We start from the raw sequence: 16,298 nt of genomic DNA, 5'->3' as shown, positions 1-16,298 counted from the left end.
TCCGTGATAAAGGTATTCATTATAGAAGATGATCCAATGGTGATGGAGATTAACAAGCACTATTTAGAATCTGTAAAAGGTTTTGAGTGTGTGGGAACAGCCGCTAATACATCAGAAGCGTGGACCTTTTTAGAAAAAAATAGAGTAGATCTGATTTTGTTGGATATTTTTATGCCGAATGAGAATGGTATGCAATTCTTTACCAAGCTACGAAAAGAAGAGAAAAAAATCGATGTCATCATAATTTCTGCTGCGAGTGACATAGAGAATATAAAAACAGCATTGCGACTCGGTGCAGTTGACTACTTAATTAAGCCATTTCAATTCGAACGATTTATCGCTGCATTAACGAAATACCAAAAAGAATATGAATTTATAAAAACACAGAAAAAAATAAGTCAAGAGGAGCTTGATGAACAATTCCTTTTTCAAAAAAAATCACCAAACCTCAAGTTACCAAAGGGATTAACACAAGAGACATTACAACGTGTGGTAAATCAGATTTTCGAGATTAAAGAAGGATTCTCCACTTTAGAATTAGCTGATATGCTAGGCATCTCGCGTGTCTCCATCCGAAAATATTTGCATTTTTTAGTGGAGATTGAGTTCTTATCCTTTGACTTAAATTACAAAACGGCTGGACGCCCTGTTCACCGATATTATGTAAACAAAAGGAACATTAGTAAAATAAACCCCTATTTACAAGCGACCAATAAATAATCGATTGCTTTTTTTACTTACAAAACTACTTTGTTACTTTCATATGGTACATAAATCTTTCAACATAAAGTAATATGTTAAAACACCTTCAGGGTTGATTTTGAGATTGGTCTGTTTGAAATTGAAAGCGATTTCAGCATATACCTCACTTAACTAATCCTTCAAAAACGGTAGGGGGTAAAACAAATGAAGAAATTATTTAAGAATCTTACTTTTCAAGTATTAACGGCCATTGCCATTGGTGTACTTTTAGGGGCTTTTTTCCCTGAGATAGCTAAAAATATGAAATTTCTTGGAGATACTTTTATTAATTTGGTGAAAATGTTGATTGCTCCTATTATCTTTTTCACTATTGTCCTTGGTATTGCCAAAATGGGAGATATGAAAAAAGTAGGGAGAGTGGGAGGTAAAGCTCTGCTTTATTTTGAAATCGTTACCACTTTTGCCTTAATTATTGGCCTCATTATTGCTAATCTGGTTAAACCCGGAGTAGGTGTGCATCTTGATACATCTCAATGGAAAGATCAGTTAGCTCAGTATACAAGCCAAGGAGAAAAAATGGGGCTTTTTGATTTCTTGATTCATGCTGTACCTTCCAATATCGTGGATGCTTTTGCGAAAGGAGATATTCTTCAGATTGTTTTCTTCGCAGTACTATTTGGATTCGCGTTGACTTCCTTTGGAAAAAAAGGAAAACCAATCATTGATCTTTTCGATCAAATCTCCCAAGTGTTTTTTAAGATTGTGAATATGGTAATGCGAGTAGCACCAATCGGTGCATTTGGATCTATGGCCTTTACTATTGGTAAATTTGGCTTATCCTCGCTTCTGCCTCTTGGTAAATTAATGCTTTCCGTTTATCTTACGATGTTTTTATTTGTATTCGTTGTACTGAATCTTATTTGTAAATTTTATGGTTTCAGTCTATGGAATTATCTTAAATTTATTAAAGAGGAAATATTAATTGTACTAGGTACTTCTTCATCGGAATCTGTCCTGCCGAGAATGATGAAAAAAATGGAGGAATATGGGTGCTCTAAATCAACGGTAGGCTTAGTTCTACCAACAGGATACTCCTTTAATTTGGATGGTACATCTATTTATTTAACAATGGCTGTTGTCTTTTTGGCTCAAGTAAGTGGTGTGCATCTTAGCCTTGAACAGGAACTAACCATCATTGGAATTATGATGCTAACATCAAAAGGAGCAGCAACGGTAACAGGCGGTGGGTTCATCGTGTTAGCATCCACCTTAGCTGCCATGAAAGTCATCCCACTAGAAGGTATGGCATTGCTTTTAGGAGTAGACCGCTTTATGTCAGAAGCAAGAGCAATCGTCAATATGATTGGAAATGGAATCGCTACCATCATTATTTCTAAAAGTGAAAATGATTTTCATCCTGAGAAGGAGGTACAAGAACAAAAGTCGTTAGTGAATAATATCTGATGTTAGATGGATTTAACTAAGATTGGGCACTTCCAGAATGCTAATGAATCTAGCATTCTGGAAGAAAAATCTATCTTGTAAAGAGCTCATTTTTTGTGAAATCAAGAAACTAAATAATGTCTTAATTTTTAATTAGACAATAATTGTATATCTTCAAATTTGCTCAACATAAAAAGACAGGCTCATGAGAGCGCTGTCATTCCTAGTGTAGTATATAATCAATCCCAGATATCAACATAAGTTGAGCTTGCAAGATAACCATCTGTCGCGATATAAATTTCTGCTCTATTATTGCTACCATCAACGTAATTATTCACATAAACCGTTTTACACTCACCATTTGACACAAAGTCAAAACTAGCGATTTTATCGTCTGGATTGTCTGGATCATATTCCCACACCGTATAAGATTTTACTGAGGTACCCCATTGACTTGGGCAAAATTTAATATATCCTCCTGTAGAATATACTATATCGGTAACATACCCATGCGTGGAATTATAATGGAAAGAATAGTTTCCCTTATAATCCCATGAACCTGCAAATGCAGATGAAAAAGGAATTGCAATTCCAACAGCAGAAAGCAAAAGAGAAGCACCTAATTTCTTTAGATTCATTCATACCCCTCCACTACCATATAATTTTTTCTCGGAAATAAAATATTCATATGATTTTGTTATTACTTCCGATTAGAATAATTATATATCTTCCTACTATGAAGAAGATATAAGAAAAATATTACAAATGGAAATAGTACATCACACTATAAAGATATTAATCTCATCGGAGAAGTTACTTTCTCTCAGATGATTCCCATCTTTGTTGCAAACTTCTTTCGTTGTCAGGCTCTCTATTCGCAAATTATAAAAGTAGAATTTATACATCTATTCATGGAAACAATACAAAAAAGGAATATCTCATTGAAAGAAGGCGCCGCTCATGCAAGAGACAAATTGTGATTTCTCTCCATTAAAACATCAGTTATCCGATGAATTACAAAATATTACGATGGATATACAGAAAGGCATCCATTTACTGGATGCAGATAATTATTGTCTTTTGGGGCATCTTGAGGATTTAAGAGAACGATTTTTACAAATCGAAACATTAGCAGCTACTTTTTATTTAAATTGCTATCTGTCACCCTATACAAAAAACTACAAAGATATATCTCGATCCATTCAAAATCTTGCAAAGCGAAGACATGGGGCTCTCATTGTTATCGAACGCCAAGATGCACTCAATTCCCTCATTCGACCTGGTATCCATGTAGGTGCATCTGTCCATCATACTTTGATTGAATCTATATTCTATCCAGGGAACCCTCTTCATGATGGCGCAATCCTAATCCAGTCTGATCAAATTGTATCTGCGGCAAATGTTTTACCTCTATCTGGAAGAAAAGGAAATGGGAAAAAACTTGGAACCCGTCATCGAGCTGCTCTAGGTTTGACAGAAAAAAGTGATGCTCTCGTTCTGGTTGTATCGGAAGAAACGGGAAAAATTACTTTTGCGATCGATGGTCACTTATATCCTGTTTCTTTGCTTCCTAATTCTGTGCAGGAGACTATCATTACTTTTACCCCTGACTTTTCTAACCTTAGTTAAACCAAGTTCTAAGCTACGTTCAATCAGCTCTCGGTGTGTAAACGAACCACTTCGAAATAAAAAACTTGGATAAACTTTTTAGTATTCACTCGAACAGTCGAATTCGATAACGTCTGACCTTTTTGCTCTGCTGTCATCATCTCCCGTACACTAGCAAAATCAAAAAACTTGGAAGCATAGTTTTCAAATGTCCAATTTGAAAAATCAGTAAGACCTAAAGATGCTATATGCTTTAAAGATTGATAAATAGCCCTGCGTACCCTTTGTTCAGAAGCTTTGACTTCCTTTTTGATATCTTGATCCGAAGAAGCATCCCCTAGCTTCTGTTTCGCTACATGAAAAAAAATTTCTTTAAGAGCTGGAAATCCTTGTTTCAATGATTCATCCTTGTGGTTGTAAAAGAGATAATCGATGATATCGAGTAAATCAGTACTACCACTTTTACCCGCTAATCCCAGTTCGGATAAGAGTATATTTCCAGAAACTCTCAAATCAGCTTTTGGAACTTGTACTTGCCCTATGTCTAAAACACCAAGGGATTTACGGATATCTTGGATGGACTTTTCTAGTCTAATACGCTCCATCACTTTTTGAATGACGGACACTACTTCCATTTTGTTGATTGGTTTCGTTATATAGTAATCAAGTCCTAGTGAATAAGCCTCTCCAATTAACTCTTTTGACTCCACTTGGGAAAGCATAATGATTTTTCCTTTAAAGGAAGGCTTTACTTTTCGAATGGTTTGTATACCATCTTGATTTGGCATTAACAAATCAATGATTAAAATATCAATATTTTTTGCGTTTAGTGCTGGCCCATCAATCTGAGAGCCATCCTCCGCTTCTCCAACCAATCTCCCTAGATCCTCATCCTCAATAATCTGATCCAACATTGATCGAATAGCCTCATCATCATCAACAATATAAAATAGCATAGGATTATCCTTTCTTTATCAGACGGTATATTGGTAATCTTATATGAAAGTTACATCCCTGGGCCGACTGAACATCAATCGAACCACCTAATTCCTCTACCATTTCCTTCACGTAAAATAATCCAATACCTGTAGAGGAGTTTCCTAGATCATCATATTTGGTGGTAAACCCTGGCTTATAAATCAATTTGTAATGCTTTGGAGCTATTCCCGGTCCATTATCGATTACTTGAAATTCAACAAACTCACCATCTTGACTTACACAGAGGGTGATTCTCCCTTTTTTAAGGATCGCCTCCACTGCATTGGCCATGAGGTTATTGATAATGGATAAAACTGTAAAGACATGATAGCGAGGATGTTTCCCTTCTATCTGGTAATCAAATCGAATGCTTTTCTCGTTCAATCCTGCATATTTCCTATTAATCCGTATAATAATTTCAAGAAGTTCCCGAACATGCATAAAATCGGTCATGCCTTCATCAGATATTAGTTTCGCAAGACCTGCGTAAATACGTTGGTTATCTTTCTTTACTTCGTGAATATCTCCCGCTATTTTTAGAGCTTGTCTCCTCCATTCCTCCACTTGGATTTTATTGCCCTCTTCTTTCAAATTATGAAGACTTTTATAAAGATCATATGATTTTTTGGTTGTGTTCTCGATCGTTTGCAATGTTTTTTTCAGATGAATCGCTTCTTCATATAAATTGGAAATAAGCATGAGCATATGTTCATTTTGTTTTGCAATGTGTTTGGCTTTTACTTGTGCTTCGTATAACTTCCACATACTAAAAAAGCTAAGAACCATAAAACTATGGGATATAGCAATAATCATCACTTGATAAAATGCTATCCAACTAATCATTGTGCCTAATACAATATACTGTACTGTCATCTCGAATAAATCAGAAAAAATTTCGATGAAAAATCCCATCACCCCAACAACCAAGGGGCGTTCATAAAAACGATTTACCTTAAACAAATAAAAAAGTAAGGAGTAAGTAAAGTAATAGAAAAAAGCAGAGAATTGATTTTGCAAAGATGATGTCCAATCAAAGTGTGGCAGGGTCATGGAATCAATAACAATCCTAAATCCAACTATTAATATAGCAGTTAATAACCCTGGTAATATTACAGGCATTTTGCGGAACAATAACAAAAAGAAGAAAAAGGTTGGCGCTGCAAAACTAATGCGGAACGATTCATTAAATGGATAAAAATTCAATTCGCTTGCTAATGGAACTGTCACGATCATAAGAATGAGGATAAAGTTGTCTTTTTTCAATAATCCACTGATATTCATCATCTTCACTACCCGGTCCATTTCTATTTTTTCATTGACTCAACAAAATTTTTTCAGTGGGGTTTTTTGTAGTTTTTTGTCTGATTACATAGATCATGTTTTAGAATAAGACATATGCCTCTAAATAACAAGTTGAAAACCTTTTCATTTCATGAATCTTAAGCCCAAAATGAATAAAAATCATCTCAAATGAAAAGGAGGTGCTACCTATTATTGTAGAAAAAAAGGCAAATCATAACCAAATTACCTCCCAATATTTAGATCACTTAATCAAGCATTTTAAGACCTATACTTCAAAAGGAAACTGTGCCAGCTATATCCCTGCTCTTGAAAAAGCTAATCCATCACATTTGGGAATTTCGATCATAGAACCCACTGGATCAAAGATACAAGCAGGAGATTGCAATATTCCTTTTACGATGCAGAGCATCTCCAAAGTCATCAGCTTTATCGCTGTATGTATCGAACATGGTATTTCCTATGTCATGGAACGAGTAGATGTTGAGCCAACTGGCGACTCCTTTAACTCCATTATTCGTTTAGAAATGCATAAACCAGGAAAACCATTTAATCCCATGATAAATGCTGGGGCCATCACAGTTGCATCCCTTCTCATTGGAGATTCTCCCCAAACAAAGTTAGAATCTTTGTACAAGTTACTAGAAAAATTGGTTGGAAAACGTCCTGTCATAAATGAGCTTGTTTTTCAATCAGAATGGAATACGGCTCATCGAAATAGGGCACTCGCCTATTACTTAAAAGAAATGGGATATTTAGAATCTGAGGTCGAAGTGACACTGGAGGTTTACTTAAAACAGTGTTCGATAGAAGTGACCGTAGAGGATATTTCTTTAATAGGATTAGTATTGGCGAATGATGGATACAATCCTATTTTAGGTGAACAAATCATCCCAAAAAAAGTAGCTAGATTGACAAAAAGTTTAATGCTCACTTGTGGCATGTATAATGCTTCTGGTAAATTTGCTGCTTTTGTTGGAATACCAGCTAAAAGTGGTGTATCTGGGGGAATCGTGGCACTTTCACCAGCGCGAAAACGAGCCCTATTTCCAGATGGATGTGGCATTGGAATCTATGGTCCAGCCATTGATGATCTTGGAAATAGTGTAGCTGGAGTGAAGTTGCTTGAACACCTCGTTAGTGAATGTGATTTAAGTATTTTTTGATCCATTCAAAAGGAAATCGCTGCCATAAATGTGTGTGAAATTGAAACAACTAAGAATTGGAGTTGAAAAGATGGGACAAATGAAGAGAAATATCGGTACATTTGCTCTTATGATGACAGGATTAGGATCTATTATTGGATCAGGATGGCTTTTTGGTGCTTGGAAAGCTGCTAAAGTTGCAGGCCCAGCTGCGATATGGGCATGGGTCGTAGGAATGATCGCTATTTTGTTTATTGGGTTAACCTATGCCGAACTTGGAGCGATGTTTCCAAAATCCGGTGGAATGGTGCGCTATGGACATTACTCTCATGGCAGCTTTGTCGGTTTTATCTCGGGTTGGGCAAACTGGATAGCGATTGTGTCTGTTATTCCAGTTGAAGCAATTGCTTCTATCCAGTACATGAGTTCTTGGCCTTGGGAATGGGCAAAAAAACTGTATAATGGAGAAGTACTTACTACTACTGGATTATTTCTCGCTGCTATTCTCGTTGTTGTTTACTTTTTTATCAACTATTGGACTGTTAAATTATTTGCTAAAGTCAACACTGCCATTACCGTCTTTAAATTTCTCATTCCTGGTCTAACCATCGCTGGACTCATCTTTACTGGTTTTCATGCAGATAACTTCACTCATGCTCCAGGTGGATTTGCACCTAATGGTTGGGCAAGCGTGTTAACGGCTGTTGCTACTTCTGGTATTGTATTCGCATTTAATGGTTTTCAAAGTCCTATCAATATGGCAGGGGAAGCAAAAAATCCAAGTCGTTCTGTCCCGCTGGCAGTCACAGGGGCTATTATCATCGCAGGGATCATCTATGTCTTGCTGCAGGTTGCTTATATTGGTACTGTTCCAAGTGATATGCTCCACCACGGTTGGAGTGCACTTAATTTTAGTTCTCCATTTGCTGATTTAGCACTAGCAATAAACTTGAATTGGTTAGCGATCTTATTATTTGCAGATGCGTTTATTTCTCCATCTGGTACTGGAATTACGTACACCGCAACAACAGCACGAATGATTTATGGAATGGAGCGTAATGGCTATTTTCCTCATATTTTTGGAAAACTTCATCCCATATATGGAGTGCCTCGTTCCGCTATGTGGTTCAACTTAGTCATCTCTTTTATTTTCATGTTTATGTTCCGAGGTTGGGGAACATTGGCGGAAGTCATTTCTGTTGCTACCCTCATCTCTTATGTTACCGGGCCAGTTTCTGTCATGGCATTTCGCAGCATAAAAGATGATAAATTAAAACGGCCTCTCAAGATCAAAGGCATGTCTATTATTGCTCCAATTGCGTTTATCATTGCCTCTCTTATTCTTTACTGGGCAAAATGGCCTTTGACAGGTGAAGTTACCTTCATCATGATTATCGGTCTGCCTATCTACTTTTACTATCAAGCCAAAAATAATTGGCAAGGTTTCGGAGCAAATTTTAAAGCAGGTCTATGGCTTCTTATCTACTTAATCTTTATGATTGGAATATCTTACCTTGGAAGCGAAAAATTTGGCGGAATCAATGTCATCCATTATGGGTGGGATATGCTCTTAATTTCTGTCTGCTCTTTGATCTTTTATTTCTGGGGTATCAAAAGTGCACTGCCAACTTATCAAGTGGTAAGTGATGAAGACATGCCTGAAAGTGTACCTGACAAAAAATAGCTTAAATATATAAAGCTTGTTGACGATCAAGATCCTTGTCAACAAGCTTTTACTAATTGTTTCGCTTCTTCTTCATTAAGATGCTGCTTCAAGCACGAGTGGTTTTCATCTTATATCTGATAAACCATAAAGTATCATCTAGATAATTTTATTATGTAAATCATCAACGGTATACCTAATCCATAGAGGGTATATGTTAGGCAAATACCTTATTTATCCTTTGACGAAGGTCCTCAAGGTTGTCTTAAAAGGAATTATGCCATCAAATGAAAATTCACAAGGACGAATTTAATTGTATATAAAAAAGTCTTGGATTAGTTTCCAAGACTTTTTATTTAATAGCTCCTACTCTTTTACGAGAACAGAATACTTATGCTTATGAAAACTGTTGAATTGGGGTCGTACACTCATATAGCCGCATGCGTACCATCTATGCTGGGGATCCCAACGGTCATAATCATGGATCGCTTTATTAAAAACAGAGTTGTCCTTTGCTTTTTTAGGGTAAATCCGTTTTCCTGTCAATCGATGTTCAGCAAAACGTGACATGTAGATGGATGCATAAATTCTCTTATGCTTGATTTTACCTTCTTTATATAATTGATCCAATACCATACCGGTAATAGCGTGATCAGGTATAACATCATACTTACTAAGGCCATTTTGGGTAACATGAGGAAACGTTTGTTCAAAAAAGAGCGCTATTTTACGAATCAATTCGATTCTTGCTTGCTCTTTCTGAGGATCAAAGATATCTTTATGGTTATTATCTATTCCTAAATCTTGGCTAGAGTGATTAAATTCTTTCACCCGTGCCAAACCAAGCTCATATGGAGTTAGTTTTGGATAAACCATAAGGTTTAATTTTTTTATGATAGAAGATGTTTCCCCATGGGTAAATAACACAAGATAAACAATTTTTCCTGCATGCAAATCGTTGCGGATAGGAACTCCATAAGTCAAAAGTTCGTCATCTGGATGAGGAACATAGTAGACAGAGATTTGTTTATGTTTTTGTGTTTGTGCTTCAAGTCTAATTTTTTTGAGACTACTATCTATTTCATTTGAAAGTATTTTCTGAGAGCTACTTCTAGCTGATACATGACCTTTTCCTCCATGTTTTATATCTAAATAACTGGTTATAAAAAGACAAATACCAAAAACGGAAGTGAATATTAATATACGTGCAATCCATTTTCCCATTTTTCTTTCTCCTTACGTTTGCTTCTTATTCCCCATGGTTTCACCTAGTGATGTTTAGCCTTCTATATATTAAGACTGAAAAACGATCAAAAAAGTTCATTTCCTTGTAAAATAAAAACAGAGGAAATAAACACTGCCAATAATTCATTTTATCTGACCTATACTATTTTAGTATGAAAACACAATTTATCAATATATATTTTCTTCATATAAAGCATAAAATACCCCTCGATTTAATAACCCTTCTTCTGCTCTAATACTCCTTCATGAACTTCATTGCTTCGCGAAAGCATTGTGCAGGCACAATTTCACTCTTGAGAGACTGTCGTGATTCTCTAGCAGATCATCGAATTAAAGCATATTTTAGTAACCTCACAATAATTAATTCCTTTGAGTCAATCATTTTATAGATTTAAATGCGTTTGAATAAATGTATTTTATTCCTTAAGATTGATTTGAAATCAAATCAATTTTTTCGCTGTTTATACAGAGAAAGGAGTACTTATCATGTACCAACAACTATATCTGACTGATTTTACAGTTTTATTCTTACTGGTTGTGTTATGGGCGACTGCAGCCAATCGCTTGAGTCGTCTTCCCTTCCGATCAACAAAAAATGAGTTGAAACAAAGTATAAAACGTTTTACGATTCTATACGTTTTGGCTCAAATGATGGTAATCGCAGAGTTAGTCATCTTAGGCTTATTCGGTACTTACGGGTGGGAATTCACGAGGGAAAAGGTATTACTTTCCATGCCACTGTTCATCCCATCTGCATTCTCAACACTTGTAACCTTTTCGCTCTTGCGAAAGATCAACAATCACATTACAGACAATTTACAATCAGCTGTAGATGAAAAGCATCAAATGTTACTTACTTCACCAAAATTTGTTCTTCCTATTCAAGCTATGCTGATCAGTTCTATCATAGATTGTTATTCTTATTATTTTGTTTATCCATTTGAGCTAAATGTTTTCAATGCTATTCTTCTATGGTTTGCATTCGCCTTGATTTTAGCTGCTTTATGGTTTCGACAAAAACGTCGCAGTGTAAAACTAATAGAAACCAATTATGTCATAACTACATCTACAAAACTACTACCCACTGTAATCTCCATTGCTTGTTTTGCCATCCTCATTGGCGGCTGGTATTACTTATCTATGAAAGCATCTGTTCTTCCTGACCATATGAATATGGGAAGCATGCATCATAATGAAATGAATATGCAAACGATGAACCATTCTATGAACACGAAAGAAATAAGTGTAACAGCATTAACAGGTCCTCGAACAAAGAAAGCAGACCATCATTTTGAATTGGTAGCTCAAAAAAAGCAGGTAAAATTGAGTTCTGGTAAGACCATGGAAGCTTGGACCTTTAATGGGATCACTCCTGGTCCAGAATTACGGGTGAAGCAAGGGGACATTGTTGAAGTTGTTTTGAAAAATAAAGATATTGCAGACGGGGTTACGCTTCACTGGCATGGTTATAATGTACCAAATGCAGAAGATGGGGTTGCGGGAGTTACACAAAATTCCGTACCACCTGGGGGAACATACATTTATCGTTTCCGAGCAAAACAAGTAGGAACATATTGGTACCATTCTCATCAGCAATCGTCAAAACAACTAATAAAAGGATTATTCGGTTCCCTCATTGTAGAACCAAAAGATAAACCACAGCCTAAAACAAAAGACATTACCGTATTAAGTCACGCTTGGCAACTATCAAATGACGGATCATTAACTCCCTCGTATGGGTTAAAAGATACACTCGATCATCAAACGATTCCATCGGGTACACTTGTCAAATTGCGACTAATTAATGCTCAAAACTCCCCACAATCTTTCCAATTGGCAGGAGCTCCTTTTAAAGTGGTGGCAATTGATGGGAATGATATTCACTCGCCCAGCTTGATAAAGAATCAGAAACTATTTATCGCTGGCGGTGGACGATATGATATTCTATTCACCATGCCAAAGACAGCCGTAAGGCTCGCTAGCCAAAGTGATGCAGGTGTAACTCCTGGGATCGTCTTTCGTGAGAAGAAAACAAATTCAATCCCAGCTATAAATGAAAACAATCCAGTATTTGATCCAAGCAAATATGGAAAAAAACAACAAGCACCTTTTAGTCTCCATAGTAAATTTGACCGCAACTTCAAGATCGTCTTAGATAGTCGAGCAGGGTTCTATAACGGAAAATTACTACTTTTATATACGATTAATGGACAAGTTTTCCCAAATACTCCTATGTTACAGGTGAAAGAAGGGGATCTGGTAAAAACAACTTTTATCAATCGCGGTATGGATCATCATCCGATGCATCTTCATGGTCATGTTATGCTTGTCCTCAGTTGGAACGGAAAACCAACTACAGGAAGCCCCTGGTGGACCGATTCACTAGATGTGGGTCCCGGTGAAGTTTATGAAGTTGCTTTTAAAGCAAATAATCCTGGGATATGGATGGATCATTGTCATAATTTAGAGCATGCAGCCATGGGAATGACAATGCACTTGTCCTATGAAGGAATCACTACTCCTTTTGAAACAGGAAAGAAAACAGCCAACCAGCCAGAATAAATGATTGAACAACAAATTTTAGGACTGTTCCATCAAAATGGGATAGTCATTTTTTTAAGATACTCTATCCATCAATTCCATATAAACCGGAAACAAGGTACTACAGATCTCCACTTTGAGGATTTTTTTGGAAGTGCTCGATGATTAATTGGCGGAATTCCTTTGCTACACTCGATAAATAGCGATTCTGATGTCTAGTTAGTCCAACCTCCCGTATACACACTGGTTCCTCTATTTGCAAGAAAACTACGTTTTCTGGGGACTGGGCTTGTGCAGATTTGGGTACAAAGGAAATTCCTAGTCCTGCTTGAACTAGAGGGCTTAATGCTCCTGGTTCATCCCCTTCATACGCGTTTTCCGGTACGAATCCAGCTTCCTTACAATAAAAATCCATTAAATCACGAATTCCATAACCTTTTTTTAAACTGACAAACCGCTCTTCCTTAAGCTCAGATAAACGAACTTTTTTTCTATTCGCAAACCGATGAGTTATTGGAACTGTCACGCAAATCGGTTCTCGAAAAACGATATCACAAACTAGTTCACTTCCTTGAATTGGCGGGGAAGACAAACAAAAATCAACCTCACCTTTCTTAACTTGAATTTCCATTTCATGGGTTCCTAACTGCTGTACATGAAACTGGACTTGTGGTCGAATCTCTCGAAATCGATAAAGGATATCTGCCAACATGTAAACCGTGTTGACACCCAGTGCCAATTTACCATAATTGCTACTAGTCAAATCAGCGATTTCACGTTTTCCTTCCTCCAATTCAAATAAAGCCCTTTCTACACGTTGAAGAAAAGAACGACCAAACTCGTTTAATCGCAACTTGCGTCCGCTTCTGTCAAACAGGGGAACACCCAAATCCTCTTCCAATCGTTGAATCGTCTTACTCAATGATGATTGCGTTACATGTAATACCCCCGCAGCTTCGGTCATATGTTCCAAGCGAGCTACTGTACGGAAGTACTCCAGCTGAAGAAGTTCCAATATGCATACCCCTCTCATTCCTCTTAGTCAATATTATTATAAACAAAAATGAATTTGTGTAAATATATATTAAGATTTAAAATTGAAGGTGAATGATGAAATATGGATAGGAAAGGCGGTCGAAAATCAATGTGTGGAATTACAGGATGGGTTGATTGGAACACCGATTTAAACCAACAGAAAGATATTTTACAAGCGATGGCTGATACACTAGAGTGTCGTGGACCCGATGCTGAAGGGATATGGCTATCCACCAATGCTGCATTTGCTCATCGTCGCTTAGCAATTATTGATCTTGAAGGCGGCAGCCAACCGATGATCGCAAATAAAACCGAAGAAAATGACTACGTTATCACATATAGTGGAGAAATATACAACTATATCGAATTAACAAAAGAGTTGAAATCCCGTGGACATTCTTTTAAAACCCAATCTGACACAGAGGTTCTCTTGCGTTCCTATATCGAATGGGGAGCCTCTTGTGTGGAACACTTAAATGGAATTTTTGCGTTTGGTATTTGGGACAAAAACAAACAAGAACTTTTCTTAGCCAGAGACAGACTCGGTGTCAAGCCGCTTTTCTATGCTATAAGAGATGGAGCTATTGTCTTTGGTTCTGAACTGAAAGCATTACTGGCAAATCCTTTGGTTCAGCCAATTGTCGATAGAGAAGGTCTATCTGAAATATTCGCTTTATTTCCCATTCGAACACCAGGACATGGTATTTTCAAAGATGTGAAAGAAATTCGTCCAGGCTATACTCTCCGGTTTAATCGGGACGGAAGTCATCCGACACAATACTGGAAATTGGAAAGCCATCCACACCAAGATGACCCCGAAACAACCGCAATGAAAATACGCGAATTGTTATATGATATCGTACAGCGTCAGCTTATTTCGGACGTACCTATATGTACCTTACTATCTGGTGGACTTGATTCTAGCAGCATCACAGCATTATCCGCAGAGATTTTAAACAGGCAAAAGAAAGGGAAAGTTCAAACGTTTTCGGTTGATTACCAAGATAGCGAAAAACACTTTCAAGCAACTCCTGCTCACCCTAGTTTAGATTCTCCTTGGGTAAAAAAGGTAGTCGATCATGTCGATACAAATCATCACAATATTGTATTGGACACACCCGATCTTATTGAAAATTTCCTTGTTCCGTTACGTGCTCGCGACCTTCCTTCCATGGGAGATATTGATATGTCCCTATATCTTCTTTTTAAAGAGTTGAAAAAATATGCGACCGTAGCGCTTTCTGGTGAATCGGCAGATGAAGTTTTTGGGGGTTACCCCTGGTTTCATTCCAAAATTTCTCTAGACGCGAATACTTTTCCATGGATCCCATTCACACAATCCAAAAATATCAGCATAGAAGGTATATTATCCAAGGAATGGGCTGATAAAATTCATCCTCAAGCATACTTGGATCGTCGTTATCGTGAGGCACTTGATGAAGTACCACAATTGACTGGAGAGAGCGAAGAAGACAAACGAATTCGTGAAATCTTTTATTTGACTTTAACCCGCTGGCTGCCAACCTTACTAGATCGCAAAGATCGCATGAGCATGGCAGTTGGCTTAGAAGTACGCGTTCCTTTTTGCGATCACCGATTAGTCGAATACGTTTGGAATATACCTTGGGAGTTAAAAAATATCGGGGGACAAGAAAAAGGCATCTTGCGCAGAGCAATGGAGGGCCTTCTGCCTAATGACGTTTTGTATCGCAAAAAAAGTGCATATCCCATGACACAAAACCCTTCTTATGCAAGAGCAATGCGCCAAAGGATGTTAGAAGTTGTAATGAATCCACAATCCCCTATTTTGGAATTGATCAATGCGAAGAAAGTACATGCTATCATCCATAACCCAACAGAAGATTCATCTTCTTACAATGGTCCAACTTATCTATTTGCATACTTATGCCAAATCAATGAATGGATGAAGGAGTACAATGTAATCATTCACTAAGCAAAACATCAATTGAAAAGATACTAAAAAAAGCCAACAGTTCCATGTTGGCTTTTCTCTTAAAATACACACATTCTGTATATGAAAAAAATATATTATCTAAAAACTACTTCTGCCTCCTGATACTCCTTCATCAACTCTACTTCCTCAAAGTTACTTTAGAACGCATTTATTTCTTTAAAAGAGCGTTAAAAAATAAAGAGTACAGCTCCTCGGCCGTTTCGGAATTGTTATCAAATATGGAGATACTATCTACATTATGAATAAAGTAATATCGAATAATATCCAAATAAGCCATCATTGTCTTTGTTGTAATAGAATCAATAAAAATTCCTTCTTTTTTTCCCTCTTCTATAAGGTTAAGCATTGCATCACGATAATTCATATCTTCTATGAAATCCTTCATTCCCCCCGCAGATTCCAATGAGAAATGTACTGAAAAATTTGTAAAAAAATTAATCTTGGATGCAAGTAATTTTTTCAATTTTATCTCAACACAATCAGTAGATTCTAAAATTCTTCTTGAATTCGAATAATCTTCATTGATTAATTTTCTCATAAGTTCTTATGATCTGCTTGAACGAGGATCATATGTATGTTACTCCGCACATGTAGGGACGTTTCTAGGTGAAGGAATCTTTGCACTGGGAACAATTAATATTTTCCACTCCAAAATCAAACGTAT

The 16,298-nt window shown here is 36.8% G+C and carries 13 protein-coding genes; 7 read left to right on the top strand and 6 right to left on the bottom strand.

The window, feature by feature from the left end:
• Nucleotides 1-3: 3 nt before the first annotated feature.
• Together MK805_RS07640 and MK805_RS07635 are read left to right on the top strand one after the other, a co-directional pair.
• A complete protein-coding gene (locus tag MK805_RS07640) occupies nucleotides 4-720 on the top strand; it encodes a response regulator (RefSeq protein ID WP_240874990.1) in 717 nt (238 codons plus the stop codon).
• A 186-nt stretch (nucleotides 721-906) separates the two neighbouring features.
• Nucleotides 907-2,166 (top strand): dicarboxylate/amino acid:cation symporter, encoded by a 1,260-nt coding sequence (locus MK805_RS07635; protein WP_240874989.1) that lies wholly within the window; start codon nucleotides 907-909, stop codon nucleotides 2,164-2,166.
• A gap of 218 nt (nucleotides 2,167-2,384) precedes the next feature.
• On the opposite strand, the gene MK805_RS07630 is transcribed toward MK805_RS07635, so the two are convergent.
• Nucleotides 2,385-2,783 (bottom strand): hypothetical protein, encoded by a 399-nt coding sequence (locus MK805_RS07630; RefSeq protein ID WP_240874988.1) that lies wholly within the window; start codon nucleotides 2,781-2,783, stop codon nucleotides 2,385-2,387.
• A gap of 322 nt (nucleotides 2,784-3,105) precedes the next feature.
• Here MK805_RS07630 and cdaS point away from each other — a divergent pair, with 322 nt between their 5' ends.
• The gene (gene cdaS, locus MK805_RS07625) at nucleotides 3,106-3,774 is read left to right on the top strand and encodes a sporulation-specific diadenylate cyclase CdaS (RefSeq protein WP_240874987.1); all 669 of its coding nucleotides are present in this window, start codon (nucleotides 3,106-3,108) and stop codon (nucleotides 3,772-3,774) included.
• A gap of 23 nt (nucleotides 3,775-3,797) precedes the next feature.
• Here cdaS and MK805_RS07620 read toward each other — a convergent pair whose 3' ends face one another.
• Entirely contained in the window at nucleotides 3,798-4,709 is a 912-nt protein-coding gene (locus tag MK805_RS07620) for a response regulator (protein WP_240874986.1), read from the bottom strand.
• A 4-nt stretch (nucleotides 4,710-4,713) separates the two neighbouring features.
• Nucleotides 4,714-6,021, bottom strand: a complete 1,308-nt coding sequence (locus tag MK805_RS07615; RefSeq protein WP_338057486.1) for an ATP-binding protein — start codon at nucleotides 6,019-6,021, stop codon at nucleotides 4,714-4,716.
• A gap of 200 nt (nucleotides 6,022-6,221) precedes the next feature.
• Here MK805_RS07615 and MK805_RS07610 point away from each other — a divergent pair, with 200 nt between their 5' ends.
• Nucleotides 6,222-7,196, top strand: a complete 975-nt coding sequence (locus tag MK805_RS07610) for a glutaminase (protein WP_240875161.1) — start codon at nucleotides 6,222-6,224, stop codon at nucleotides 7,194-7,196.
• 70 nt (nucleotides 7,197-7,266) lie between these two features.
• Nucleotides 7,267-8,859, top strand: coding sequence for an APC family permease (locus tag MK805_RS07605; RefSeq protein ID WP_240875160.1), 1,593 nt, complete (start codon nucleotides 7,267-7,269; stop codon nucleotides 8,857-8,859).
• 345 nt (nucleotides 8,860-9,204) lie between these two features.
• Here the strand turns inward: MK805_RS07605 and MK805_RS07600 are convergent, their stop codons facing one another.
• Entirely contained in the window at nucleotides 9,205-10,062 is an 858-nt protein-coding gene (locus tag MK805_RS07600; protein ID WP_240874985.1) for a PIG-L family deacetylase, read from the bottom strand.
• A 507-nt stretch (nucleotides 10,063-10,569) separates the two neighbouring features.
• Between MK805_RS07600 and MK805_RS07595 the strand changes: the two genes are divergently transcribed.
• A complete protein-coding gene (locus MK805_RS07595) occupies nucleotides 10,570-12,645 on the top strand; it encodes a multicopper oxidase family protein (protein ID WP_240874984.1) in 2,076 nt (691 codons plus the stop codon).
• A gap of 100 nt (nucleotides 12,646-12,745) precedes the next feature.
• Here the strand turns inward: MK805_RS07595 and MK805_RS07590 are convergent, their stop codons facing one another.
• A complete protein-coding gene (locus MK805_RS07590) occupies nucleotides 12,746-13,639 on the bottom strand; it encodes a LysR family transcriptional regulator (protein WP_240874983.1) in 894 nt (297 codons plus the stop codon).
• A gap of 129 nt (nucleotides 13,640-13,768) precedes the next feature.
• Here MK805_RS07590 and asnB point away from each other — a divergent pair, with 129 nt between their 5' ends.
• Nucleotides 13,769-15,613: an asparagine synthase (glutamine-hydrolyzing) gene (gene asnB, locus MK805_RS07585; RefSeq protein ID WP_240875159.1), complete on the top strand. Its 1,845-nt coding sequence runs from the start codon at nucleotides 13,769-13,771 to the stop codon at nucleotides 15,611-15,613.
• Nucleotides 15,614-15,782: 169 nt separating this feature from the next.
• Here the strand turns inward: asnB and MK805_RS07580 are convergent, their stop codons facing one another.
• Entirely contained in the window at nucleotides 15,783-16,172 is a 390-nt protein-coding gene (locus MK805_RS07580; RefSeq protein WP_240874982.1) for a hypothetical protein, read from the bottom strand.
• Between the last annotated feature and the right edge of the window lie 126 nt (nucleotides 16,173-16,298).

It is taken from the genome of Shimazuella soli (assembly GCF_022511585.1).
GTDB classification, from domain to species: Bacteria; Bacillota; Bacilli; order Thermoactinomycetales; family Thermoactinomycetaceae; genus Shimazuella; species Shimazuella soli.
Note: the sequence above shows the minus strand (reverse complement) of the source record. Positions and strands in the feature narration are given on the sequence as shown.

Coding starts and splice junctions, on each gene's coding strand:
- MK805_RS07635 (WP_240874989.1), top strand. CDS start 907: ATGAAGAAATTATTTAAGAATCTTACTTTTCAAGTATTAACGGCCATT.
- MK805_RS07630 (WP_240874988.1), bottom strand. CDS start 2,783: ATGAATCTAAAGAAATTAGGTGCTTCTCTTTTGCTTTCTGCTGTTGGA.
- cdaS (WP_240874987.1), top strand. CDS start 3,106: ATGCAAGAGACAAATTGTGATTTCTCTCCATTAAAACATCAGTTATCC.
- MK805_RS07620 (WP_240874986.1), bottom strand. CDS start 4,709: ATGCTATTTTATATTGTTGATGATGATGAGGCTATTCGATCAATGTTG.
- MK805_RS07605 (WP_240875160.1), top strand. CDS start 7,267: ATGGGACAAATGAAGAGAAATATCGGTACATTTGCTCTTATGATGACA.
- MK805_RS07600 (WP_240874985.1), bottom strand. CDS start 10,062: ATGGGAAAATGGATTGCACGTATATTAATATTCACTTCCGTTTTTGGT.
- MK805_RS07595 (WP_240874984.1), top strand. CDS start 10,570: ATGTACCAACAACTATATCTGACTGATTTTACAGTTTTATTCTTACTG.
- asnB (WP_240875159.1), top strand. CDS start 13,769: ATGTGTGGAATTACAGGATGGGTTGATTGGAACACCGATTTAAACCAA.
- MK805_RS07580 (WP_240874982.1), bottom strand. CDS start 16,172: ATGAGAAAATTAATCAATGAAGATTATTCGAATTCAAGAAGAATTTTA.